Below are 24,191 nucleotides of genomic sequence, written 5' to 3' on the forward strand. Positions count from 1 at the left end.
TGCCGGGTTATCGACTTGCAAAGGTTTCGCTTTAGGGCATTTGTGCCTCAGGACAGCAAACAGTCAAGCCGGTCGATGACGCTGTCGGCAAACGCAGCCCAAGGCCGCGTTGTGTTTCAGTAGTCATAAGGACGCAAAGGAGTCTTATTGACTATGATGCGCGATGGGTCATTTTGACTGATTGTTTTCAACCTATTGATTTTTAACATAAAAATAATTGGCACGAATCCTGAAGTATAAGCCGTAATTAGCTAGAAGCCTTGCGGCTCAGGAGTCAAATCGTGTTGAACGCTCAAGATCGTGCCATCGTCAAATCCACCGTGCCCCTGCTCGAAAGCGGCGGAGAAGCGCTGACCACTTATTTTTACAAAATGATGCTTGAGGAATACCCAGAGGTGCGCCCGCTATTTAACCAGGCGCATCAGGCCAGCGGTGATCAGCCCCGGGCGCTGGCCAACGGTGTACTGATGTACGCACGGCACATCGACGAACTTGAGCAGTTGGGCGATCTGGTGGCGAAAATTATCAACAAGCACGTCGCCTTGCAAATCCTGCCTGAGCATTACCCAATCGTTGGCTCCTGCCTGATCCGCGCCATCGCAGAAGTGCTGGGCCGCGACATCGCCACTGATGAAGTGCTGCAAGCCTGGACCCATGCGTATCAGCAACTGGCCGATATTCTGATCGGTGCCGAGGGCGCGATTTACAACGAAAAAGCCGAAGCCGTTGGCGGCTGGCGCGGTGCGCGTGAATTCAAGCTGGTAAAACGGGTGGATGAAAGTGCCGAGATCACTTCGTTCTATCTGCAACCTGCGGATGACGGGCCGATCCTCGGGTTTACCGCGGGTCAATACATTGGCTTGCAGTTGTTCATCGGTGGCGAAGAGATGCGCCGCAACTATTCGCTGTCGGCAGTGGCCGGTGGTAACCAATACCGCATCAGCGTCAAGCGCGAACCCAATGGCGTGGTGTCCAACTACCTGCATGACCAACTGCAGATTGGCGATAGCCTCCAGTTGTTCACACCGTCGGGCGAGTTCACCCTGACTGAGAGCCAAAAGCCGCTGGTGTTGATCAGCGGCGGTGTTGGCATCACGCCGACATTGGCGATGCTTGAGACCGCGCTGGAAACCTCGCGTCCCGTGCACTTTATCCATTGCGCGCGCAATGGCGCGGTGCATGCGTTCCGCGATTGGGTCGATGGTCTGGCCGGTAGTCACCCGCAGCTCAAGCACTTCTATTGCTACGCCGAAGACGATGGCGTGAGCCCTGCTGCGGATGCGGTTGGCCTGCTTGATCAGCAGCAGTTGGAACAGTGGTTGCCCGAAGATCGGGACCTGGATGCCTACTTCCTGGGTCCGAAAGGGTTTATGGCAGTGGTCAAACGCCAGCTGAAAGCAGCCGGCGTACCAGAGAAACAAAGCCGCTACGAGTTCTTTGGCCCGGCTTCCGTGCTCGAATAAACCCGGCGCGATAAAAAATGCCGCCAGCCTCTGTCAGGGGCTGGCGGCATTTTTTTGTCCGCGCTTCGCAGGGTTGAGGCTGCGTGTCAGATCCAGCGCCATCGGCCACCCAATTGTTCCGTACAGCGGTTTTGCACTTGAGTTGGTAACCTCTGCCCACGATTATCGCGGGCGATCAGACCGTTGTGCATTTACACTTCGGGTTACACCATCTCAAAAGGTAAGGGAATGAGCGACAGCACGATGTACCTAAGACGCGAAAAGCGCTTTCTGGTTTTGCTCGGGGTGATCTGCCTCACGTTGATCGGTGGCGCGCTGTACATGCAAGTGGTATTGGACGAGGCGCCATGCCCGCTGTGCATTCTTCAGCGTTATGCCTTGCTGTTCATCGCCATTTTCGCCTTCATTGGCGCCGCGATGCCGGGCAAACGCAGCACCACGGTGTTCGAGGGGCTGACTGTGCTTAGCGCGATTGGCGGCATCGTCGCTGCCGGCCGTCATGTCTACATCCTGGCGAATCCGAACGAGAGCTGCGGTCTGGATGTATTACAGCCTATCGTTGATGGCCTGCCGCTGGCGTCGTGGTTCCCGCTGGGCTTCCAGGTTGATGGCTTCTGCACCACGCCGTATCCACCGATTCTCGGTTTATCGCTGGCGCAGTGGGCTTTGGCTGCCTTCGTTCTGACCGTGATATTGGTTCCGTTGGGGATCATGCGTAATCGTCGCACCGTCCGCTGAACTCAGCGGGAGGCCGCAAAAGCCCTGTTTTCCGACGGAAAGTAGGGCTTTTTTTCAGCCCCCGATAATGTCCTCGCCGGCTGATAATTGTTGGATGCGAGAAGAACTGTTGCAGAATAAGCCATAGTCAACAAATGGTTACATATCTACAATCGCTAACACTTATCAGTCAGTACCGCTTTGCAATTGACAAGAAACGAGGTCGAAAGCGTCTCTACGCACTCTATGTAGACCACGCCGATACGGCTTCAGGGACTGACACCCTTTCAAAAAATCCGCACCAAATGGAATTGGTCTGCTAACCAGGCCGTTGCCACACCAGTTCAATAAGAAACCACAGACAATTCTGGATTTGCCGCCCAGCTCTCGAGCTTTTCTGGCAGGCCCTTATTCAATCAAAAAAACATGCCAACACCTGGCAGGGTGAAGTGTTGGCGGTCGAAACCCAACTGCATTGCGTGCGCAGCTTTAGAGGTCGTGAGATGAGTAGAAAAAGGTACCCCAGATTGTTTGGCTCGTTGGCCCTTTTGAGCATGCTTGCGCTGGGTGGTTGCAACATGGCCCTGCTCGATCCAAAAGGGCAGATAGGCATTGACGAGAAAAACCTGATCATCACCGCGACGCTGCTGATGCTGCTGGTGGTGGTTCCGGTGATCATCATGACGTTCGCCTTCGCCTGGAAATACCGCGCTTCGAACACCCAGGCGACCTACGCGCCGAACTGGGCTCACTCCGGCAAGATTGAAGCCGTGGTGTGGGGCGTTCCAACCTTGATCGTGATCGCGCTGGGCATCCTGATCTGGACATCGAGCCACGAACTCGACCCCTACAAACCGTTGGATTCCAACGTCAAACCGGTGGTCATCGAAGTCGTCGCGATGGACTGGAAGTGGTTGTTCATCTACCCGGAACTGGGTATCGCCACGGTCAACGAGATCAAGTTCCCGGCCAATGTCCCGGTTAACTTCAGGATCACCTCCGACTCCACCATGAACTCGTTCTTCATCCCGGGCCTTGGCGGTCAGATCTACGCCATGGCCGGTATGGAAACCAAGCTGCACCTGATCTCCAACGAAGAACATGTGTACGACGGTATGGCGGCCAACTTGAGCGGCGAAGGCTTCTCGGACCAGAAATTCAAGGCCTATGCCACGTCGCAAGCGGACTTCGATGCTTGGGTCGTTGCAGCCAAAAAAACACCACACCCGCTTGAAATCGCTGAATTCAATCAGTTGGCCAAGCCTAGCGTGAAAAACCCTGTTGAGTACTTCGCCAGCGTCCAGCCCAACCTGTTCCAGACCATCATTGATAAATATGAGGGGATGAACAAGGCCAAGGGGATGCACCACAAGGCGGACGATGCACCAGAAATGACGGGCATGGACATGAAAATGCATTCGGCTGCCGGCGCAGAGGAGTAAGAGATGTTCGGTAAATTAACGCTGGAAGCCATTCCCTTCCATGTACCGATCGTAATGGTGACGCTGGTTATCATCATGCTGGTGGGTGCGGGACTGGTTGCTGCAATCTCCTATCATCGCAAGTGGTCCTACCTGTGGACTGAATGGCTGACCTCGGTCGACCACAAAAAAATCGGTGTGATGTACATCATCGTTGCGCTGGTCATGCTCCTGCGCGGCTTTGCCGATGCGATCATGATGCGCTCGCAACTGGCCCTCGCCAGCGCCGGTTCCGAAGGCTACTTGCCACCGGAACATTACGACCAGATCTTCACCGCTCACGGCGTGATCATGATCTTCTTCATGGCGATGCCTTTTGTGGTCGGCCTGATGAACATCGTCGTACCGCTGCAGATCGGTGCTCGCGACGTTGCCTTCCCGTTCCTCAACTCGTTGAGCTTCTGGTTGTTCGTGGTCGGCGCGGTGCTGGTCAACCTGTCCCTGGGGCTCGGCGAGTTCGCCCGCACCGGCTGGGTTGCTTATCCGCCGCTCTCTGGCCTGGCGTATAGCCCGGGTGTCGGGGTCGATTACTACATCTGGGCATTGCAGTTGTCAGGCTTGGGTACGTTGCTGACGGGGGTGAACTTCGTTGTCACCATCCTGAAAATGCGCACCCCTGGCATGACGTTGATGAAAATGCCGGTGTTTACCTGGAACTGCCTGTGCACCGCGATCTTGATCGTGGCGTCGTTCCCGATCCTCACCGCGACCTTGATTCTGCTGACGCTGGACCGTTACCTGGGCATGCACTTCTTCACCAACGAGCTTGGTGGCAACCCGATGATGTACGTCAACCTCATCTGGGCCTGGGGCCATCCCGAGGTGTACATCCTGATCCTGCCGGCCTTCGGCATCTTCTCGGAAGTGACCTCGACGTTCGCCAAAAAGCGCCTGTTCGGCTACACCTCGCTGGTCTACGCGACCATCGCCATTACCGTGTTGTCCTTCGTTGTCTGGCTGCACCACTTCTTCACCATGGGCTCGGGGGCCAACGTCAACGCCTTCTTTGGCATCATGACGATCATTATCTCCGTGCCCACGGGGGTGAAGATTTTCACCTGGCTGTTCACGATGTTCCGCGGGCGAATTCAATTCACCACGCCGATCCTCTGGACCCTGGGCTTTATCGTGACCTTCAGCATCGGCGGCATGACCGGCGTACTGCTGGCGGTTCCGGGTGCTGACTTCGTGCTGCACAACAGCCTGTTCCTGATCGCGCACTTCCATAACGTGATCATCGGCGGTGCGGTGTTTGGTTACCTGGCGGGCTTCGCCTACTGGTTCCCGAAAGCGTTCGGCTTCACGTTGAACGAGCGTCTGGGCAAGTATGCGTTCTGGTGCTGGATCGTCGGTTTCTACCTGGCGTTCATGCCGCTTTACGTGCTCGGCTTCATGGGCATGACCCGTCGTCTGAACCACTACGACAACCCGGCATGGACACCGTGGCTGATCGCTGCGTTCTGTGGTGCGCTGGTCATCATGGTCGGCATCATCTTCCAGATCGCGCAACTGGTGGTCAGCATCCGTGATCGCGAGAAAAACCGTGACCTCACAGGTGACCCGTGGGATGCCCGCACGCTGGAATGGTCGACCTCTTCGCCGCCGCCGTTCTACAACTTCGCCGAGCAACCGCACGTCAATGACCTGGACGCCCACTGGGAGACCAAGGAGCGTGGGGTACAGAGCAAAAAAGCAGTCGATTACAAGAAGATCCACATGCCGCGCAACACCGGTGTTGGCGTGTATATCAGCTTTGGCAGTCTGGTCTTTGGCTTCGCGTTGATCTGGCACATCTGGTGGCTGGCCGCCGTCGGTCTGGTCGGCATGGTAGCCACCTTCATCGTGCGCAGTAACGACGATGACATCGACTACTACGTTCCCGCCGAAGAAGTGGCGCGAATCGAAAATGCACGCCTTCAAACTTTGGCTAAGCAGGCTTAAACCATGTCGAACTTAGTATTAGAAACTCAGATTGCCCATGCTGAGGAGCATGGGCACGAGGATGCCGGGTCCATGACCGTGTTCGGTTTCTGGATCTACCTGATGACTGACTGCATCCTGTTCGCGACGATCTTCGCCGCGTACTCGGTGCTCAGTAACAACGTCGCAGGTGGCCCATCGGGCAAAGACATCTTCGAACTGCCTTACGTGCTGGTAGAAACCTTCTGCCTGCTGTTCAGCAGTATCACCTACGGCTTCGCCATGCTGGCGATGCACAAGGGCAACAAGAACGGGGTTATCGCCTGGTTGGCGGTGACGTTCTTGCTGGGCCTCGCGTTCATCGGCATGGAAATCAATGAATTCCATCACCTGATCGCCGAGGGCTTCGGCCCTGATCGCAGCGCCTTCCTGTCGGGCTTCTTCACGCTGGTCGGTACTCACGGCCTGCACGTGACATCCGGTCTGATCTGGATGGCGGTGCTGATGTTCCAGATCAAGAAGAAAGGTCTGACCGCTACCAACAACACGCGTCTGAGCTGCTTGAGTCTGTTCTGGCACTTCCTGGACGTGGTCTGGATCTGCGTGTTCACCGTTGTCTACCTGATGGGAGCCCTGTAAATGGCTAACGCACATATCAGCCACGGCGGTGCCGACCATGGCAGCCTGAAGTCCTACGCCGTCGGGTTTTTCCTCTCCGTGATTCTGACGGTGATCCCTTTCGGTCTTTTGATGCACCCGGTGTTCCCGAAGACGATGACCCTGGCCATTGTCGTGGCCTTCGCCGTGGTACAGATATTCGTGCACCTGGTGTTCTTCCTGCACATGAATAGGTCGTCCGAACAGCGCTGGAACATCATTGCCTTCGCCTTTACCGCCCTGATCATTGCGATCGTGGTCGGCCTGTCGTTGTGGATTATGTACAACGTCCACACGAACATGATGGCGCACTGAGGATCTCCCCATGTCGCTGAAGCACTTTATCCAAATCACCAAGCCGGGGATCATTTTCGGTAATGTGCTTTCGGTGGCAGGTGGCTTTTTCCTGGCGTCCAAAGGGCATGTCGACTTTGGCCTGTTCCTGGCTGCTGTCATCGGCACTTCGTTGGTGGTGGCCTCCGGGTGTGTGTTCAACAACTGCATCGACCGCGACATCGACGTGAAGATGGAGCGCACCAAGAATCGGGTGCTGGTGCAGGGCCTGGTTTCATTGAGACTGGCCCTGATTTTCGCCAGCGTGCTTGGCATCGCCGGGGTGGGTTTGCTGTACACCAAGGCTAACCCGCTGGCGGCGCTGTTCGCGGTGATCGGTTTTGTGATTTACGTCGGCTTCTACAGCTTGTACCTGAAACGCAAATCGGTGCACGGCACACTGGTCGGCAGCTTGTCAGGGGCGATGCCGCCCGTGATCGGTTACGTCGCGGTGAGCAACAGCTTCGACCTGGCGGCACTGACCTTGCTGGTGATGTTCAGTTTGTGGCAGATGCCGCACTCCTACGCCATCGCGATTTTTCGCTTCAACGATTACCTCGCTGCGTCGATTCCGGTCTTGCCGGTGAAGCGTGGCATCGTCGTCGCCAAGCGTCATATCCTGATCTACACCCTGGCGTTCCTGCTGGCTACCCTGATGTTGACCGTGGGTGGTTACGCCGGTCTTAGTTATCTGGCCGTTGCGGCCGTCATGGGTATGTACTGGCTGTACATGGCCTGGAGCGGTTACAAGGCAGTGGATGACCGGGTCTGGGCGCGTAAACTGTTCGTCTTCTCGATCTTCACCATCACCGCGCTGAGCGTGATGATGTCGCTGGACTTTCAGGCGCCCAGTGAGTTGTTGCTGACTTACGCACCTTGAACTAAGCCAGCTGCTGCAACAAAAACGCCCCGTTCTTCGGATGAAGAACGGGGCGTTTTTTTGTGGGCTGAATAATGGAGGGTATTTCACGGAGCGGTTTGAAAGGTTGTGATAGATAAGGCCATCATTGAATTCATGACAACAGGTGCGTGTTGCAGCATGATATGTCGGCTTCAGCCCAGTAGACGCGCTGCACGCGGCTCCGACAACCGCTGAGCCTGATGAGTGGCTGTCGTCTGCCCCGGAAACGACTGCAAAGCCGGCTTTTTTCGGGTGGGTTTAGTTGAAATGCTTAGTAGAAACATCACACTTATGACTGAAGAACTTATGGCTACACACAATCAGGCAGCGGTCACAGGGCCTTTGGTCTCGATTGTTGCGCCCTGCTACAACGCAGAAAAGTACCTGGAGGAGGCGCTTGAAAGCATCTTCGCTCAGGATTATGAAAATAGAGAAGTCATTATCGTCGACGACGGGTCGACGGATAATAGCTATGCGATGTTGCAGGCGCTGCAAAGCACTTATAAGTTCCAGCTCTATACGCAGCCCAACCAAGGCGTCAGCGCGGCCCTCAATCATGGGTTGAGGTACGCGAAAGGGGAGTATGTTTCCACGCCTGACCTCGATGACATCATGCTTCCGGATTCGGTGCGTATAAGAGCCGAATACCTGGATAAACACCCGGAAGTCGGCTGTGTCGGCGCGCTGGTCACGTACATGGACAGCGAAGGGAACAACGGCAAGACGCAAAAACTCGACGGGATCCAGTGCCTGGGTTTTGACGAAATACTGAGCAACGCCATCGTGGTGGGCGCGCCGGTCTCTCTGTATCGGATGGAGGCACTTAAAGCGGTAGGCTTCTACGAGCCGAACATCAAAGTGCAAGACTTTCAGATGACGCTGAGAATCGCCAACCAGGGTTATCAGATCCATGTGCTCCCGGTGTGCGTCACCCGCTATCGGCGCCATCCAAACAACCTGTCCCGCCGATACAAGGTATTGCTCGACGCTGACATGAGAGCGATCAGCCCCTATCAAACGCACCCCGGTTACGAAAAAGGCAAGACCGTCATCCTCAACAAAGCGTTGAAGTATGCGGTGGTGACAGATAAAAAAGACGCGTGGCGTTTGCTGCGTGCCATCCCCTTCAGGCAGTTCAACAAGATCACCTTTCGCCGACTCAAACGGCTGCTGCTCCATCGTTGAGATGGCCGCTGGGTGACGGAGTCTGGTTGAAATGCCTTCAGTCACAACCGGGCGACCGATGAGAGCCATTGCATGAAGCTTTTGGAATTTCTAAAAAAGCGAAAAACAAGAAAGCAGCTCCGCCGAATGGACAAGCTCGACCGGTGCGCAGAGCGGATTAGATTGCGTTATCCGAACTATTCCATCGGCGTTGGAACGTACGGGATTCCGGAGGTTATCGAGTTCGGTGACGATACGATTCTGAAAGTGGGTGCTTACACCTCGATTGCTGATGGGGTGAGGATTTTGCTCGGAGGAGAGCATCGCACCGACTGGATCACCACCTATCCGTTCCCGGCGATGATCGACGAAGTTAAGGGTATTGTGGACTTTGCCCCGAGCAAGGGCGATGTCGTGATCGGCAGCGACTGCTGGATCTGCACAAATGCAGTCATTCTTTCCGGCGTCACTGTCGGTCATGGTGCAGTCGTTGCAGCAGGCGCCGTCGTGACCAAGGATGTGGCCCCTTTTTCGGTGGTCGGCGGCAATCCCTGCAAATTCATCAAATGGCGGTTCGAAGAAGACACGCGTGAGATCCTGCTAGGGTCTGCCTGGTGGGACTGGCCGGTTGCAGAGGTCAAAGCCGTTGCCAGAACGTTGTGCAGTTCTGACATGGACGCGTTCATCGCCTATATAAAGGCCCGTAAAGCGCCCTTGGCCGAACAAATTCTGCTCTCATAGGCTCCTGAGTGAAGGACTTGATAGAGGTTGCGTGGGATATGAGGTTGGCAGACATCACTCAGTACGGCGGCATTACGGTCATGCTTCCGGCGGCCGTGGTCATCGCGGGCTGGCTTTGGTTTTCCAGGTCCAGGCAGTCGGCGTTGTTATGGGGCGCCGTGCTGCTGTTCGTGTACGCGATTGTCGGGGCGAGCAAAATCCTCTTCAAAGGATGGGGTGTCGGCCTTGAAAGCCTGAACATTGCGGTCATCAGCGGTCATGCCATGAATACCAGCCTGGTGCTGCCCGTGGCGATGAGCCTGCTCGCGCGACAAATCGATCCTCGCCTTCGCTGGCCGGGAGCCGGTGTGGGGTTATTGGTCGCGTGGTGGTTCAGCGTCAACTGCGTGGCACCCTATATCCATCCGCTGCAGGAGGCGATTGCCGGGGCTCTCCTGGGATCTGCCGCTGCCTGCGGGTTTTTGTGTTGCCTGGAAAATACAGAGATCAAAAAAATCCCTCATGCGGCGCTGGTGATTGGCCTTGTGTTCATCGCCCTTAACACGACCACCAAAAAATACACCGCCGAGCAGGTGCTGAATCGTATAGCCGTCTCGATTTCCGGCGCGGAGACAGCGTTCAAACGGCCTGAGTGGCGAGCGCCAGTCGATACAACAAAGCTTTAAGCGCTTTGTCGATGTGAGCCGCCAGCGCCTGTGAAGAGCAGGTCGCTAGCGATACACTTCGCGGCGAAAGATCATTGGTGATGAGCCTCGATAGATGCCGAATCTGGCCAGCCCCGTTGCAGCCTCACGCCCCTTGCCATTCCAGTCGTAGAAAAGCCAGGACGGTGTTGCCGGCAGTCCTCCGAGTACCGATCCGTTGATCCCGGGAGGCTGCAAGCGCAACAGCCCCAAACCCGCGATGGGTGCGATCAACGTGACCTTGTCATTGCCATAGTTCTGTTGGCTGAGTTGCCCGGTGTAACTGCTCAGTGCAGGCGTTTGTAAAACGGCTGCCGTGGTGCAGGTGTCCAGGCCTTCGACCCGAAAACTGCCGCCCGCAAGTTTCTGCCACGTCTCGATGCGCAAGGGCAGATCCAGTGCCTGTAGCTCAGAGCCATGGGCATTGTCCAGACGCAAGCGCCCCAGACGAACCTCGCTGCCAGGGCTGTCGCTAAAGTCATAGCTGTACGCTGAACAACTGTTGCCATCGCCAAAACAGGCACCATCGGTATCGGTCAATGTTGCAGCGCTGAAACCTTGACGAATCGCCGCGATAAACGGGTAATCATCAGCCAGTGGCAAGAGTGCCGGGGTGTACTGCAGCGTTTCACCGCTCCAGCGGTAGCGCTCGGTACCGTCACCATTGTCGGCACCGCTTTGTGCCAGGTTTGCTATGCCACTGCGGGTCAACCGCCCGCTGATATCCAGGCTGGTCTTGCCGGTGATCGAGGTGTAGGCATTCGGCACTGGCGTTGCCAACCGCCAGAACGCGCCACGGTCATAGTTATGGGTGATACTTGCGCTGCGATTAAAACCAGTGACAGTCAGCGTAGGCTCCTGGCCGATGGCAAAGGCCATTGGCTGGCCTTGGTAACTGAAGGACGAACCGCAGCTCGACATCAGGCTGGCATTTGCTTGCACCCCTAAGTAAGCAGGAATGAAGCGGCCGACCAAACCACTCCCACCGCCGCTGACGGTTTCGCCGAAATAGCCATTGGCCGTTGGCGTGGCGGTCAGGCGGAATACACCGACCTCGGAAATCGAGGTGCTGGTGGTGGTCTGGTTACCCACTACATGGCTGTATCGGGGCGGGGAGAGCGTGCCGCTGTCTCCAGGGACGGGCGCCACCAGTGCGCTGTTCAGGGTGATATCGCTCATCTGAAAGTTGGGCGTGATGATATGGCTGCTGCACAAATTGCCTGCCGTAAGCGGTTCTCCGTCTGCCTGCCAGCCCACTGCCTGAATGCGCAGGGGAAAACTGTCGCCTGCTTTTTCGAAGACCTGACAGTTGTCGTTCACGCCTGCGACGGTGCAGGTCGACGCGGTCTGCAGGCACAGGCCATAGGGTTTGGACACGAACAAATCACTGCCGCTCATACTCAATCCCACATCGCCATTGGCGGTGGTGCCGTCGTAGCTGGCGGTGAGCATCATCTGTCCGGCATCGTCATAGCGTACCGTGAGCAGCGCGCTGCCCGTGCTGTCGAACGTCAGGTTGAGGCTGCTCGGGCTGCTGGTCACCGGGCTGTTATTGACCATCACTGGCTGGATGCCGGTGTCGGGATTGATGTAGGCCGAGGTAAAGCTCAGGCTGCGAGTGACGTTGGCAAACCCGGGGACACAGGCTTGCGAGGTGTCACTTTTTTTCACGGCGCGCAGGGCGATGTTGCTCTGCGGTCTGGCTGCAATCAGGGTCGGTACATCGAAGATGAAACCGCTCTCGGCGTAGGCAATCGTACAGTCGCTGGTCGAGCAAACCGTCGATGAAGTGCTCCCCGGGACTGACGAGGCAACGGCAAGGCTCACGCTCCCCACGCTACTGCTGCGCAACTGCGCTTGAGCACTGCCGCCACTGAAGGTAATGGTGTTGCCGTTGATCCCTGCGGGCGGGGTCGCTGTCCAGCCACTGGAAGGGCTCAGTACGACACTGACCGGATCGGCATAGAGACTGCAGCTGGCATTGCTGCAGGCGGTGATTGTGATCGGCTGCGGATTGCAGGTGAGTGCCGCGCCCGCATAGCTGAACGCGAAGTGGTCAATTTGAGCCGTCGGCGCTACCGCCTTGCAAGCATTATGCGGCGGGCTGGATGAACAGTCGCCGGTGATGGTTTTGGCTCCGCCCGTCACGATAACGCCACCGATGCAGCTGTCAGTGGCAGTGATGGCGCCGCCGGCCGTGGCATTGCCACCGACACTGGTCCCGGTGAGCGTCATCGCCCCAAAGGCCTGGGCATTGCCGCCGACGGTAGCGCGAGTGAGCGTGGTCGCGGCACCGGACACTGCATCGCCGCCGATGCACGTGTCGGTGGCGGTGATGGCGGCGAATGCATTGACATCACCCGAGACACTGCCGCGTACGAGGGTGATAGCCGCACCGCTGCTGGTCAGGTTGCCCGTTACCGGGGTGTCAGTCGCCGTAATGACACCCCCGGCCAGGACATTACCGCCGACACTGCCGGTGGTGAGGGTAATCGCCCCTGAGTTGCTGGTCAGATTGCCGGTAATCGGCGCCCCCGTTGAGGTGATGGCGCCTTCGGCGTGAACCGCAGCACCGACGCTACCGCCGACGACAGTGATCGCGCCAGTGCTGGTGCTCAGGTTGGCTTTCACGGTTGTGTTGGTGGAGGTGATGGCCCCGTAAGCCTGGACATCGCCCCCCACGCTGGAGTCGGTCAGCGTCAGTGCGCCTGCCCGGCTGGTCAGGGTTCCGGTTACGGCGGTGCCCAGCTTGAGGGTGACCGCCCCTTGAACCAGCAGGTTACCGCCGACCTTGCCCCCCGCGAGCGTGACGGCCCCGGCGCTGCTGGTGAGATTGCCGTTTACCAAGGTTCCGGTGGCGGTAATTGCTCCGCCGCCAAGGACGTCACCCGCGACGCTGCCACCGACCAGTGTCACGGCGCCGCTTGTTGTCTGGACGGAGCCGGCTACCACGGCATTGGATAGGCTGATCGCGCCATCGGTGGAGCTTATCGAGGCACTGAACGTACTGTGGGTGCCCGTGACGGTGATAGCGCCTGGACCAGAGACCAGCGCCACGGTGTTGCTGCTGGTGCCGATCGAGTTGGTGTCGAGTGAGAAGCCTTGATTCGCGACAACGGTAATGTTGCCGATGGTCAGGAAACCCACCGCCAGTTTGTCCCCCGCCCCCAGTATCATCTGTCCACTGCAGGTGAAGGTATTACCGCTGCGGCTCCACGTGCCCGAACATGGGGCATCTATACCCAGCAAAGTACCCAGCAAACTGAACGTATAGGTCGTTGCAGCCTGCGCCACGTTCGTTAGCAACAGCCCCGCCAGAAGCGCAATCCCAAGACCGCCCCGTGCCCATGTTTGTCTGCTCATGGAGCCCCTTTCTCTATCGTTGAGGTGAGCTGTCGGTAGGCGTAGTCGGAGCGACTGCCTGGGGTGCCATTCTGTGCGGTGGAGGTGAACCGGAAGATGCTTACGGCAGCGCCGTCGTTGTCCACATAGTTGTTGCGGATGCACGCCACATTGAGGCTGAACTCGCCCAGATTGTTACCGGCCAGGCTCGGCGTTCCCTGAGCACAGTTGCCGCTGCTGATCGCTTGGGTTATGCCCCACTCGACCCCGGCCCGCGCCGCCTGATAGGCACGTGCCTGTTGTATGGACAGGCTGATGGTGCCGTGTTGCGCGACGGACAGGCGTGCCATGGCGATCACCACCAGGGCGACCACGATGAGCAGGAACATCGCTGCAACCAGGCCAAAACCCTGGGCGCGATGGGGCCAGCGGGGATCAGGGCGCATTGTCGATGTGGACCTGTTGCAAGAGTTGGAAGCTTTCGCCGTCGAGGGTGGTATGCAGTGCCAGGGACAGCAAACCGGCGCGCGCAGTGCTGCCGGCCTGGTAGGTAAAGCGTGTTTGCCCACAATCGACATTCAGTGCCAGCGGCTCAGGGTTGGAACCGGACGGCGGGGCGGCGGGCAGTGTAGAAAGCAGTTGGCTATAGGTGTAGCGAAGCAGTTGGCCATTCTGGCAGCGAAAGCCCACGACCGTCTGGGCCAGATACACACGCTGCTGTGGCGACGCATAGGCAAAGCGAAAACCGGTGGCGGGCAGGTTGCCCACCGCGATAATGCTTTCTCCAGCCGGTGCGCCTGGAAGCAGACTGAACGTGCTGCCTGTCGGGGTCATTACTCCTGGATTGGTCGGTGCCCAAAGGTTACTCCCGACCACCGGGTTGCCACCGGATTCGGCCCCGATGTTGTACACCACCATCCAGCGGGCCCCGGTCGGATCGAATGCCCCGTCCAGCACCTGCACGGTATCGCAACGACCGTCGATGGCAGTACTTGCGCACGTGCCAGCAGCCTCCGGGGAAAAACGCAGGCCTTGACTGTCATTGCGATTCGCACGGTAGCGCGCAGCGCCCTGGATCAGCAGTAGCTCCACGGCTTGGCCATCGGCTGACACCCTCAGCGAGTTGGGCACGGCCAGGCGTACATCGCGGGTCAAGCGGTTCATCGCGCCAGCCGCTTGATCCACCAGCTCGCCGCGTCGACTCTGGGCCAGGAAACCGTCCAGAGGACGCGACAGCACTGTGCTGATCATCACCACAATAATGCCGGCCAGGGCGATGACGAGCACCAGCTCGACCAGGGTGAAGCCGCGCGCTTGCTGCGGGATGCCAACCGCCAATGCCGGGGTTTTCATCAGTAGCGAGTCCGGTAGCCGGCCAGCACCAGCGGCTGGTTTGCGGGGTCGGTGACGGTGACTTCAACATAAAGCGCATCAGCTGCCGCCAGGCCCGCCCACGCGTGCGGGGTGACCGTGACGTTCACGCGATAAGCGGCGAGGGCGGCGATAGAGGTTCCGTCTGCTTCGCGGGCGCCGTTGTCGTTTAGCCCTGCGTAATCACAGACCGTCTGATATTGACTGCGGTTACCGGGCACCGCCGGGCAGACGACACCGTTCGCATCGACGTAGTCCTTCAGAAGGATTTCCTCAAGATAGGCTTCGGCGATGCCCAGGCTCTGTTGGCGCAGCAGTGGGTCGGCCGACCGTGTGGTGATGGCGGCCATGGCGCTGAACAGGGCTGCCGCCGCGATGCCGATAATCACGATGGTCATGACCAGTTCGATCAGGGTCATGCCCGTTTGGCGCTTCATTGCAGCAGGCCTGTTTCGGGCGTCACGCTGAGCGTGAAGCCGCCGTTGAGCGTACCGACAGTGGCACTCGCCGCGCTGGACGGACGGCCCAGCGAATCGAATACCACGGGAAAATTGACCGCTGTCAGCGTCACATGAGTGGGCGCTGGCGCGGCAAAGGGTGTTTCGCCATCCGGGCCCCTGACCTCGGCGCTATAAGCGCCGCTGGTGCAGTTGGCCGCCTGGCGCAGGTGGTAGCCGTTATTGTCGAGGCTGACTTGAGTCAGGCAGCCGCTGGCCAGGGCAAGCTTCTGCCCATAGCGCACGGCCGCCTGGCTTTCTTCGAAAAACAGGCGCTCATCGAACACCTGTCGATCAAAGAACCGCGGCCCCACAACGGCCGAGATAATCCCGATGATAACGATCACCAGAATCAGCTCGATCAGCGTGAAGCCGCGGTTGTCAGGCATTAGCAGCCGCCAACTTTTACTTCAAAGGTCGGAGCTGTTAAAACCGCTGGAGTCCCTGTTGACGTTGCTTCTGTGTAGACCACGCTGCAAGTAGCAGGCGTCGGTGCGCCGCTCGATCCCACTGTTCCGGCCGTTGTCGTGACGAAATCCTTGGAGGAGATTTGCGCCGCATCCAGCATGCCCGCCAAGTCTGGGTAGCCTTCCGCCATGGTGATAGTCGTACCTTCAAGGACTACGGGCGCACCCGAGACAAGAAATTGCGAATGGGCAATCGCAGAGGCTGAACGCATGGCTCCGGCCGCACCATTGATGGCTGCGACCCTGGCATCGACACTGAAGTTGGCAAAGCGAGGGAGCGCGAACGCCGCCAGAATGCCAAGAATAACGATCACCATGATCAACTCGATCAGGGTGAAACCACTTTGTTGTTTTTTCATTATTTAATTCCTTTAGGTAAAGCGTGAGTCAGTTGATGGTGCTGGATACGTCGCCGGTATTGGCGTCGTATGAAATGGTGTCGTTTGCGCTATTCGGCTGATAGGTAAAGGTGCAGACGTTGCCGGCGGCGGTGGTCACATAGTCGACAGTGCCTGCGCTCGTTCCCACCGTGGGTGCCGACCCTTGCAGGACGTTGCGAAAGACCTCATTGCACGCCGTTGCGGTCATTGCGGTGGCAGCGGTGCCCGTCGCATTGATACCCACCGGCCAGCCATTGGTGTTCACGTCGACGTTGTTAGTGCCAAAGCCCTGCACGTCGATCTGACAGTTGACCGGCGTGCCGCAGCCATTAGTGCCACCGTTACGGTTCACTTCGTACTGGGAGCGCACGAGCAACACGGCAGAAGCCAGCGCGCCGCCGGCGCCCTTGACCGCAGCGTGCTGGGCATCCTGGGTGACGTTGATAAAACGTGGCAGCGCGACGGCGGCGAGGATGCCGAGTATCGCGATCACCACCACCAGTTCGATCAGGGTGAAGCCTTTGCTTTTTTTCATCATGAGCCCTTCACCGATTTAACCAATCCGCTGCGGAAAGCTCCGCAGCGGGTACCGCTTCCAGCTCCAGAGCAAAAGTGGCGCCTGACCCCGCTAACAGTCGGTAGGCATGGAGTTCACCCGGCGACGTTTTCCATCCCTCAACAAACCGTACCCGGTACACAATCCAGGCCCGGGCTGGCAACCAGTACCAATAACCCGGTTTTGGCTCTGCGCCAGCCAGCAGTGCGCCGCCGTAGTTGTCCTGCTGCCAGCGCAGCAGGGCAAATGGGTTGGCGTTCCGCCATTCAGGTTCCAGCACCTTGCCGTTGGCCAACCGCTGCGCCGCCAGACCGCTCAGGCTGGAGGCCAGGTATTCACGGGTGGCCTCCATCGCCCGACGTTCACTGACCTGAGCGATTTTCCAGCCCATTGCCAGGAGCACCGGGAGCAACATCAGTCCAGTGATGCCCCAGCCCAGCCGACGCATCCGGCGAACGCTACGGCCCATTCCATCGTTCCGATTCACGCGTGGCCCTTGGCGGCCGCAGACAGATCCCACATCGGCAGAAACACGCCAAGGGCAAGCACCAGCACCATGGCGCCCATGCCCACGATCAGGATCGGCTCGATGGCATCGGCCAATTGCTTGAGGTCGTAATCCACTTCCTGCTCATAGAAGTCCGCGACCTCGACAAACAGCTCGTCCAGCGCGCCCGCTTCTTCACCCACCGCCATCATTTGCAGGACCAGCGGGGTGAACAGGCCGCTGGCGGTCGCGGTACGGGTCAGTGCTTCGCCGCGTTCCACGCCCTCACGCATACTGAGGATGGCCCGGCCGATATAACGATTACCGACGCTGACGCTATTGATCGTCAGGGTCTGCAGGAGCGGCACGCCCGCGCGGTACATCATCGCGAAGGTGCGAGTGAAACGGCCCAGGGCGATACGCTCGAAGAGGCCGCCGACAATCGGCAGACGCAGTTTGGTCCGGTCCCATCGCAGGGCTCCCGCCTCGGTATTTGTCCACGCGATGAACCCATAAATAGCGCCTGCCACCATCAGCCCCATCAGCCACCAGTAATCCTGAAAGAGCTGAGAGGTCGCGATCAACACCCGGGTGGGCAATGGCAGTTGAGCGTGAAACTGCGCGAACACCTTGGCGAAGGCTGGAATCACCAACAGGTTAATTACGGTCAGCCCTATCCCCATCGCGATCAGTACAAACATCGGATAACGGGTGGCCTGCTTGATGCGCTTGCGCGTCTCGCGTTCCAGCTCCAGATAAACCGAGAGTTGGCGAAAGGCCAGATCGAGCTGGCCGGTGTTCTCGCCGACGCTGATCATGCTGATGAACAGGGTGCCGAACACTTTGGGGTGCGCGTTGAGCGACACCGCCATGCTCATGCCACCTTCGAGGTCACTGCGCACCTCCAGCAGGACCTCGCGAAAGTATGGGTTACGGTGTGATTCGGCCAGGCCACCAATCGCGCGGATGATCGGTACGCCGGCCTTACTCAGGCTGTGCATCTGCCGACAGAAGATGATCAGCTCCAGCAGGTCGACTTTTTTTCTGCGCATGCGTTCGGCGAGCAACGCCAGCAGGCCATCGCCCTGTTCAGCCTGCGCTTCGATGGTCAGTGGAATGATGTTCTGTGCCAGGAGCTCATTGGCCAACGTGTCTGCAGAGCCGCTATTGCGGCTGCCACTGACCTTGCCGCCCTGAGCATCGCGGCCGGTAAACCGGAACAGGCTCATGGCGCCACACTCCGTTCGACGGGCGTGGGCATCAAGGACGCCGGGCTGTACAAGCGTGTACGCATCAGATCAGCACCTCGTCGGTCCGGGAAACGCACACTTTGAGCACTTCCTCGACGCTGGTCAGTCCGGCCAGCGCATAGTCCAGCGCGCAGGCGGCGAGGGGCCGATAGTGGGGGCTGCTCAGGGCTGCGTCGGCGAAGCCCTGGGGGTCGTTGCGACGCAGCATGGCGATCATGGTCTCGTTCATTTCCAGCAGTTCGAAGACCCCCATCCGCCCGGAGTAACCCGTGTTGTGGCAGTGGTTGCAGCCGGACCCACGCTGGAAGTTGCGCCCGCTCAGTGAGGCGCCATACAGGGCCTCCAGCCACACCATCTGGCGCACCTCGGGCACGTGGGTCTCCCGACAGTTTTCGCACACGCGACGGATCAGCCGCTGGGCCAGTACGGCGCTCAACGCGGTGGCGACCAGAAATGGCTCGACGCCCATGTCAACCAAACGCATGGCTGACGTCGGGGCATCGTTGGTGTGCAACGTCGAGAGCACCAAGTGGCCGGTCATCGCGGCACGCAGCCCGATCTCGGCGGTTTCCTGGTCGCGCATCTCGCCAATCAGGAGGATATCCGGGTCCTGACGCAGGGCGGCGCGCAGCACGCGGGTGAAGCTGAGGTCGATCTTTGCGTTGACTTGGACCTGGTTGATCCGTGGCAGCCGGTACTCCACCGGGTCTTCCACGGTGATGATTTTCTTCTGCGGGCTGTTCAATTCGCTGAGCCCGGCATACAGCGTGGTGGTTTTGCCCGAGCCGGTAGGACCGGTGACCAGAATCAGGCCGAAGGGGCGCTGCAGCAGTTGGCGAAACCGCACCAGCATCTGCGCCGGCATGCCGCCAGCGTCGAGGCTGGTAATGCCGTGAGTCTGGTCAAGCAGACGCATCACCACCGACTCGCCGAACTGCACGGGCATGGTCGACACGCGTACATCGAGGGTGTGGTTCTTGACCCGGATATTGAAGCGCCCGTCCTGGGGCAGGCGCTTTTCGGAGATATCCAGACCGGACATGATTTTCAAGCGCATGACCAGGGCCGAGGCCACCCGCGCCTCTTTCATGACATGCTCGTTGAGCACCCCGTCGATACGCTGACGAATGCGCAAGATGCCATCGCCGGGCTCGATATGAATATCCGACGCCTGCATCTGCACCGCGTCTTCAAACAGCGTTTGTAGGAGGCGCACCACCGGCGCTTCGCTGTTGTTGTCGGCACCCAGGACAGACAGGTCGAAGTCACTGTCCTTGAGTTCACCTTCCAGCTCGCCGGCAATCGAGTTGATCTCGCTGGTGCGCCGATACAGCATGTCGAGGGCGGTCAGCAGCTCAGACTCGCGGACCACGGCAGGCTGTACGGTGGTCTTCAGCAGGCGGTCCAGTTCGTCGAGGGCGAACAGGTCGAGCGGGTCGCTCATGCCCACCAGCAGGCCATCGCCCTCACGCGAAAGAACGATGACGCGGAAGCGTCGTGCCACGGCTTCCGGCAGGGCCTGGACCAGGTTTTTGTCGAACTTGAAATGCTTGAGTTCGATGAAGGAGATGTTCAACTGCTCGGACAGTGCCGTCAGCAGGCGCACTTCATCGATGAAACCGAGGTCGACTACGGTACGACCCAGCTTGAAACCGGTGCGTTTTTGTTCCAGCAAGGCGCGCTGCAATTGAGCATCGCTGATCAGGCCGGCCTCGATCAACAGGTCACCCAGGCGCACCTTGCGCTGACGTATATCTTCTTTATTCATCATGGTTCACCGAGCTCCCAGTGCTGTCGCGCGTTCACTGGCGAAGCGTCGTGCGCTGTCATCCAGCGCTTGCCCTTGCTGGGCCAGACGATAATGGCGAGCCGCCGCAGCCGATTGGTCCAGGCGCTCCAGAGCGATTGCCAGGCCTAACTGCCAAGTCGCCTGGTCAGGCCGTAGTGTGATCATCTGCTGATACAACGAAGCGCTCTTTTGCCACTGCGCGGTCTGCTGGTAGCTGGCCGCGAGCAACGCGTGATACGTGAGTTCCTGCGCCAATGGCGGAGGGTTCTGCTCCAGCGTTGCGACCGCGCCGCGTGCATTGCCGGATTGCAGTTGCGACCGTGCCAATAGCAGGCGCAACTCGCTGTCGTTCGGCCACTGTTTCAGCTGCAGCGGTAACCACGTCAGCAGCAATGATGATTGGCCGTTGGCCAGGTAAGCGCGGGCCAGACCGTGCACGACATCCAGATCGTTCCCACGTGACAGTTGCAGGGACTGAAGCTCACGGACAGCCCGTGGATAGTCACCGCTCCGCAGGGTTTGCAACGCTTGAGCCAGAGCGTCCGGCTGGTAAGGCACGATCTTCATCTGTGGCGGACCGCTGGCAGAGAGCGGCTTTACCACCGGGATGACGGCAGGTCGGGGTCTCGCCTCCGCAGACGGTACCCGCGCATTGGCCCATGCCGGCAGCGGTGACTCTGCGGTCTCTGAATCGACCGTTGTCGCGTCAGTGGCCGGACTGTTTTCCATATCGCCCACCCTGTCCGAGGCGTCGGTCTGCGATGCCTTTGCCGACATAGGCACTTCGACCCACAACAGCCAATGATCGCCGGCGGGCTCAAGTCGATCGCGCACGTGCAGGTTGTCACCCAGACCGACCAGCAACACCTGCACGCCCTGACCCTGACCCTGTACTCGCCAAGACAGGCTGCGTCCGTCGCGCTGCACCCGGCCTTGGGGCATGTCGGCTGCAAGCTGTGTGCTCAATTGCGCCCCAGGGAGGCTGAGGGTTACGGAACCGCTTTGATCAATGCGTTGATACGCCACTGACTTGTCCAGCAGCAGTTGCAGGACCAGGCTGCGGCCATCGTTCTGAGGGAGCACTTCCAGAATGTGGGTCGAAGCGACGGGTGCAGGACCTGGAGTCACAACGGGCGCTACCGGTGCCGGCACTGGGACAGGGGCCGCAGGCGCGATGGGCATTGCCGTTACGCTGTGCGGCAGTGCGGGTGATTCAAGCAGGCGGTCTATCAGCACACCCAATGGCAGTCCGATCAGGATGATCAGCGCCAGTCCAGTCAAGGCCGTGCGGACGCGTTGAAAGCGCTTGCGACGGGCAGCCCCGGCCTCATCCACCGCCCACAGGCCGTCCAGCCTGAGTCGTTCGGTTGGCGCAGCGCGGCGCCTCTCAAGGTTGCGCAGCATGTCGTTGACCAGGCTCATACCAGCATCTCCCCGTACTGAATCAGCCCGAAGCCGACAGCAGCGGCCAACAACAGCGAGAGCATTACAATCCTCCGGCGCGACGAGTACGGGGCCGGCAGGACGCTGTCGGTATCTTGCATGGCACGGTGCACATGCCTTTGCGTGACCTGTTTGCGCCCCTCGCCATAGGCCGCCATCAGCGCCTTGTTCGCCAGGATATTGAGCAGTCGCGGGATGCCACCGCTGTCGTGCACCAAGCGGCGCACTGCGGCCCTGGAAAATAGAGGCTCGCCCCGGTAGCCAGCCACGGCCAGGCGCTCAGTCAAATACCGGGTCGTGTCTTTCAGGTCTAGAAGGCGCAGACGATAAGAAAACGTGATGCGTTGGCGCAGTTGGCGCAGATCGTTGCGCGCCAGGGTGACATCCAGTTCCGGTTGGCCGAACAGGACCACTTGCAGGAGTTTGGCTTGCTCGGTTTCCAGATTGGTCAGCAGTCGGAGCGCTTCCAGGGTCCCGATTGGCAGCCCTTGAGCTTCGTCGATCAATAGCACCGTGCTTTTACCGGCCGCCGCCAGCTCGATCAAACGCCGCTGCAAAAGCTCCAGCACACCTTGGGTATCAAGCTCTTCAATGCCGCTGATGTGCAGCTCGCGGGCCACCGCTTGGCGCAGGCCGCTCGGGCTCATGCCTGGGTTGGGCAGGTAGGCCAACTGATAGCGTTCGCTGTCCAGTTGCTTGAGGAGGGCGCGGCAGATCAGCGTCTTGCCGGTGCCTACCTCGCCAGTGACTTTGATAAAGCCTTCACCCTCGCCAAGCGCCACGTGCAGCATATTAAGGCAGGCCTGATAAGGCGCCAGCTGGACCAGAAACTCGGTATTGGGGGTCAGGGCGAACGGTTTCTCGCGCAGACCAAAGTAGGCTTCGTACATGGCCTTACTTGAGTTCCTTGAAGGTCTCTGCGGTTTTACGCAGTTCGCCCAGCCAGACTTCGTCGTTCACCACCTGCGGCCGCATGAGAATCACCAGCTCGCTTTTGTTCAGTGATTTGCGCTGCTGCTTGAACAGGTTGCCGATGATCGGCAGTTTGCTGGCCCATGGAATATTGGCATCGGTGTCGTTGCTGTTGTTTTGAAGCAAGCCACCGATCACCACCACCCGGCCACTGCGGGCGCGCACGATGGAGTCGGACTGACGGGTTTCAGACAGGGCCAGCGGCAGGTTCAACACCGTGTTCGTGCCCAGAGTGATGATCTTGTTCTGATCGGTAACGCGGCTAACCGTGGGACGTACATGCAGGGTCACGGTGTCGTTCTGATCGATCTGCGGTGTGACGTCCAGCGAGATACCGGAAAAGAACGGGGTCAGGGTCACGTTCTGGGTCGGCTGGGTGACCCCGGCGACCGTCGTGGTGCCTGATTGTGATGACACGTCGGTGACAAAAAACTCGTCGGTGCCGACCTTGATCACGGCCTTCTGGTTATTCAGTGTGGAAATTCGCGGGCTTGAAAGTACGCGCACCTCGCCTTGGGTTTCCAGCAACTGGATCAACCCGTTGAAATTACCCGCACTGATCGTACTGCTGAATACGCCGCCAATACCGGTGGGGCCGGTCAGCGCTGCGCCCGCCAGACTCGTGCCTATATCGCCACCCAGCTGGTCCCAGCTAATCCCGGCCTGAAAGCCTTTGGACAGGGTCACTTCGAGAATCTTGGTTTCCAGAATCACTTGGCGCTGGAGGTTACGTTGTGCCTTTTCCAGAAAACGCGCGACGTTTTCCTGGTCGGCACTTTTGGCGCGGACCACCAGCAGGCTGGCCTGTGGGTTAACCACAACACTGTTACCTGGCTCGTCACCCACCATCACTTTCACGACATCGCCGACTTCCTTCCAGAAGTCGGCGTCACTGACGGTGGTCACCTGGCTGGCATTGAGGGTGGACGCCTGCCCATTGCTGCCATTGCTGCCGCCATTACTCCCGTTGCCATTGCCGCCGTAGCTACCGTTTCCACCACTGTTGTTGCCGTTACTGCCGTTATTCCCCTGGTTATTATTGTTACTGGTCATCTGGCCTGCGCTGACGCGGGTGTCGGACTTACCGAAGCGCTGCAAATTCAGATAATTGAGGTCATAACTGCGAGTGATCACACTGTTCGGCAGGATTTGATAGCCGTAGCTGGTGCGGCGAAAATCATAGCCATAGGTGTCTCGTACTGCGCTAAGCACTTCTTCGAGCGTGACCCGGTGCAGGCTGAAGGTGATATTGCCGGTGACGTCCGGATGCACCACCAGGTTCTGCCCGGCACCTTGCATCAGGCTCAGGAAGAAGTCGCGAGCGGGCATGTCCTTGGCCGATACGTCGAAACGCGGATCGTTCGAAGAGGGGCCTTGCGGGGAGTAAGCGGGTATCAGTGCGGCTTGCACCGATGGGGGAGGCGCGACCTGCTTTTGTGCTTGTTGCAGGCTTTCGTTGAGCAGCCGGTTGCTCTGGTCATAGAGCACCTGGTCGCCACTGTTGAACGTCTGGCAGGCGTTTAACAGGCACACCAGACCAAGGAGGCCTGGGCCCGACAAGAACTTCATCATGGGCA

Annotated in this window: 23 protein-coding genes; 10 read left to right on the forward strand and 13 right to left on the reverse strand. The window is 58.9% G+C overall.

Annotation, left to right across the window (positions count from 1 at the left end; translation table 11 throughout):
• Window positions 1-281: 281 nt before the first annotated feature.
• The 10 genes from hmpA to K0F75_RS06250 all read left to right on the forward strand — a co-directional run bounded on the left by hmpA (window position 282) and on the right by K0F75_RS06250 (window position 10,042).
• A complete protein-coding gene (gene hmpA, locus K0F75_RS06205; protein ID WP_219060987.1) occupies window positions 282-1,463 on the forward strand; it encodes an NO-inducible flavohemoprotein in 1,182 nt (393 codons plus the stop codon).
• Between the two features lie 228 nt (window positions 1,464-1,691).
• Entirely contained in the window at window positions 1,692-2,201 is a 510-nt protein-coding gene (locus K0F75_RS06210; protein WP_219060988.1) for a disulfide bond formation protein B, read from the forward strand.
• A gap of 482 nt (window positions 2,202-2,683) precedes the next feature.
• Window positions 2,684-3,622 carry a ubiquinol oxidase subunit II gene (cyoA, locus tag K0F75_RS06215; RefSeq protein WP_219060989.1) on the forward strand — a complete coding sequence of 313 codons (939 nt, stop codon included), beginning with the start codon at window positions 2,684-2,686 and terminating at the stop codon, window positions 3,620-3,622.
• A gap of 3 nt (window positions 3,623-3,625) precedes the next feature.
• Window positions 3,626-5,602: a cytochrome o ubiquinol oxidase subunit I gene (gene cyoB, locus K0F75_RS06220; protein WP_219060990.1), complete on the forward strand. Its 1,977-nt coding sequence runs from the start codon at window positions 3,626-3,628 to the stop codon at window positions 5,600-5,602.
• A gap of 3 nt (window positions 5,603-5,605) precedes the next feature.
• Complete coding sequence (locus tag K0F75_RS06225; protein WP_219060991.1) at window positions 5,606-6,220, forward strand: cytochrome o ubiquinol oxidase subunit III; 615 nt, start codon at window positions 5,606-5,608, stop codon at window positions 6,218-6,220.
• Window positions 6,221-6,553 (forward strand): cytochrome o ubiquinol oxidase subunit IV, encoded by a 333-nt coding sequence (gene cyoD / locus K0F75_RS06230; RefSeq protein WP_219060992.1) that lies wholly within the window; start codon window positions 6,221-6,223, stop codon window positions 6,551-6,553.
• 10 nt (window positions 6,554-6,563) lie between these two features.
• Complete coding sequence (cyoE, locus tag K0F75_RS06235) at window positions 6,564-7,451, forward strand: heme o synthase (protein ID WP_219060993.1); 888 nt, start codon at window positions 6,564-6,566, stop codon at window positions 7,449-7,451.
• A 312-nt stretch (window positions 7,452-7,763) separates the two neighbouring features.
• The gene (locus K0F75_RS06240; protein ID WP_219061301.1) at window positions 7,764-8,657 is read left to right on the forward strand and encodes a glycosyltransferase family A protein; all 894 of its coding nucleotides are present in this window, start codon (window positions 7,764-7,766) and stop codon (window positions 8,655-8,657) included.
• 72 nt (window positions 8,658-8,729) lie between these two features.
• On the forward strand, window positions 8,730-9,377 hold the full coding sequence (locus tag K0F75_RS06245; RefSeq protein ID WP_219060994.1) for a CatB-related O-acetyltransferase: 648 nt from the start codon (window positions 8,730-8,732) through the stop codon (window positions 9,375-9,377).
• A gap of 38 nt (window positions 9,378-9,415) precedes the next feature.
• Window positions 9,416-10,042, forward strand: a complete 627-nt coding sequence (locus K0F75_RS06250) for a hypothetical protein (protein ID WP_219060995.1) — start codon at window positions 9,416-9,418, stop codon at window positions 10,040-10,042.
• 45 nt (window positions 10,043-10,087) lie between these two features.
• Here K0F75_RS06250 and K0F75_RS06255 read toward each other — a convergent pair whose 3' ends face one another.
• The 13 genes from K0F75_RS06255 to K0F75_RS06315 form a co-directional block, all read right to left on the reverse strand.
• Entirely contained in the window at window positions 10,088-13,423 is a 3,336-nt protein-coding gene (locus tag K0F75_RS06255) for a DUF6701 domain-containing protein (RefSeq protein ID WP_219060996.1), read from the reverse strand.
• Window positions 13,420-13,848, reverse strand: coding sequence for a hypothetical protein (locus K0F75_RS06260; RefSeq protein WP_219060997.1), 429 nt, complete (start codon window positions 13,846-13,848; stop codon window positions 13,420-13,422). The genes K0F75_RS06255 and K0F75_RS06260 overlap by 4 nt, the downstream gene beginning before the upstream one ends.
• Window positions 13,838-14,755 (reverse strand): type II secretion system protein, encoded by a 918-nt coding sequence (locus tag K0F75_RS06265; RefSeq protein ID WP_219060998.1) that lies wholly within the window; start codon window positions 14,753-14,755, stop codon window positions 13,838-13,840. The genes K0F75_RS06260 and K0F75_RS06265 overlap by 11 nt, the downstream gene beginning before the upstream one ends.
• On the reverse strand, window positions 14,755-15,210 hold the full coding sequence (locus tag K0F75_RS06270; protein ID WP_219060999.1) for a prepilin-type N-terminal cleavage/methylation domain-containing protein: 456 nt from the start codon (window positions 15,208-15,210) through the stop codon (window positions 14,755-14,757). The genes K0F75_RS06265 and K0F75_RS06270 overlap by 1 nt, the downstream gene beginning before the upstream one ends.
• Window positions 15,207-15,659 (reverse strand): prepilin-type N-terminal cleavage/methylation domain-containing protein, encoded by a 453-nt coding sequence (locus tag K0F75_RS06275; RefSeq protein WP_219061000.1) that lies wholly within the window; start codon window positions 15,657-15,659, stop codon window positions 15,207-15,209. Before K0F75_RS06275 ends, K0F75_RS06270 begins: the two co-directional genes overlap by 4 nt.
• Entirely contained in the window at window positions 15,659-16,096 is a 438-nt protein-coding gene (locus K0F75_RS26035; RefSeq protein ID WP_219061001.1) for a prepilin-type N-terminal cleavage/methylation domain-containing protein, read from the reverse strand. Before K0F75_RS26035 ends, K0F75_RS06275 begins: the two co-directional genes overlap by 1 nt.
• Before the next feature lie 28 nt (window positions 16,097-16,124).
• On the reverse strand, window positions 16,125-16,652 hold the full coding sequence (locus K0F75_RS26040; RefSeq protein WP_219061002.1) for a type II secretion system protein: 528 nt from the start codon (window positions 16,650-16,652) through the stop codon (window positions 16,125-16,127).
• A gap of 10 nt (window positions 16,653-16,662) precedes the next feature.
• Entirely contained in the window at window positions 16,663-17,142 is a 480-nt protein-coding gene (locus K0F75_RS06290) for a hypothetical protein (RefSeq protein ID WP_219061003.1), read from the reverse strand.
• Window positions 17,143-17,156: 14 nt separating this feature from the next.
• Window positions 17,157-18,389 (reverse strand): type II secretion system F family protein, encoded by a 1,233-nt coding sequence (locus tag K0F75_RS06295; RefSeq protein ID WP_219061004.1) that lies wholly within the window; start codon window positions 18,387-18,389, stop codon window positions 17,157-17,159.
• A gap of 64 nt (window positions 18,390-18,453) precedes the next feature.
• A complete protein-coding gene (locus K0F75_RS06300; protein ID WP_219061302.1) occupies window positions 18,454-20,178 on the reverse strand; it encodes a GspE/PulE family protein in 1,725 nt (574 codons plus the stop codon).
• 6 nt (window positions 20,179-20,184) lie between these two features.
• Window positions 20,185-21,621 (reverse strand): lipopolysaccharide assembly protein LapB, encoded by a 1,437-nt coding sequence (locus K0F75_RS06305; RefSeq protein WP_219061005.1) that lies wholly within the window; start codon window positions 21,619-21,621, stop codon window positions 20,185-20,187.
• Window positions 21,618-22,532 carry an ExeA family protein gene (locus K0F75_RS06310; protein WP_219061006.1) on the reverse strand — a complete coding sequence of 305 codons (915 nt, stop codon included), beginning with the start codon at window positions 22,530-22,532 and terminating at the stop codon, window positions 21,618-21,620. Before K0F75_RS06310 ends, K0F75_RS06305 begins: the two co-directional genes overlap by 4 nt.
• Before the next feature lie 4 nt (window positions 22,533-22,536).
• Complete coding sequence (locus tag K0F75_RS06315) at window positions 22,537-24,186, reverse strand: pilus (MSHA type) biogenesis protein MshL (RefSeq protein WP_257604267.1); 1,650 nt, start codon at window positions 24,184-24,186, stop codon at window positions 22,537-22,539.
• Window positions 24,187-24,191 lie beyond the last annotated feature (5 nt).

It is taken from the genome of Pseudomonas sp. UMAB-08, assembly GCF_900095225.1.
In the GTDB taxonomy this organism is placed as follows: Bacteria; Pseudomonadota; Gammaproteobacteria; order Pseudomonadales; family Pseudomonadaceae; genus Aquipseudomonas.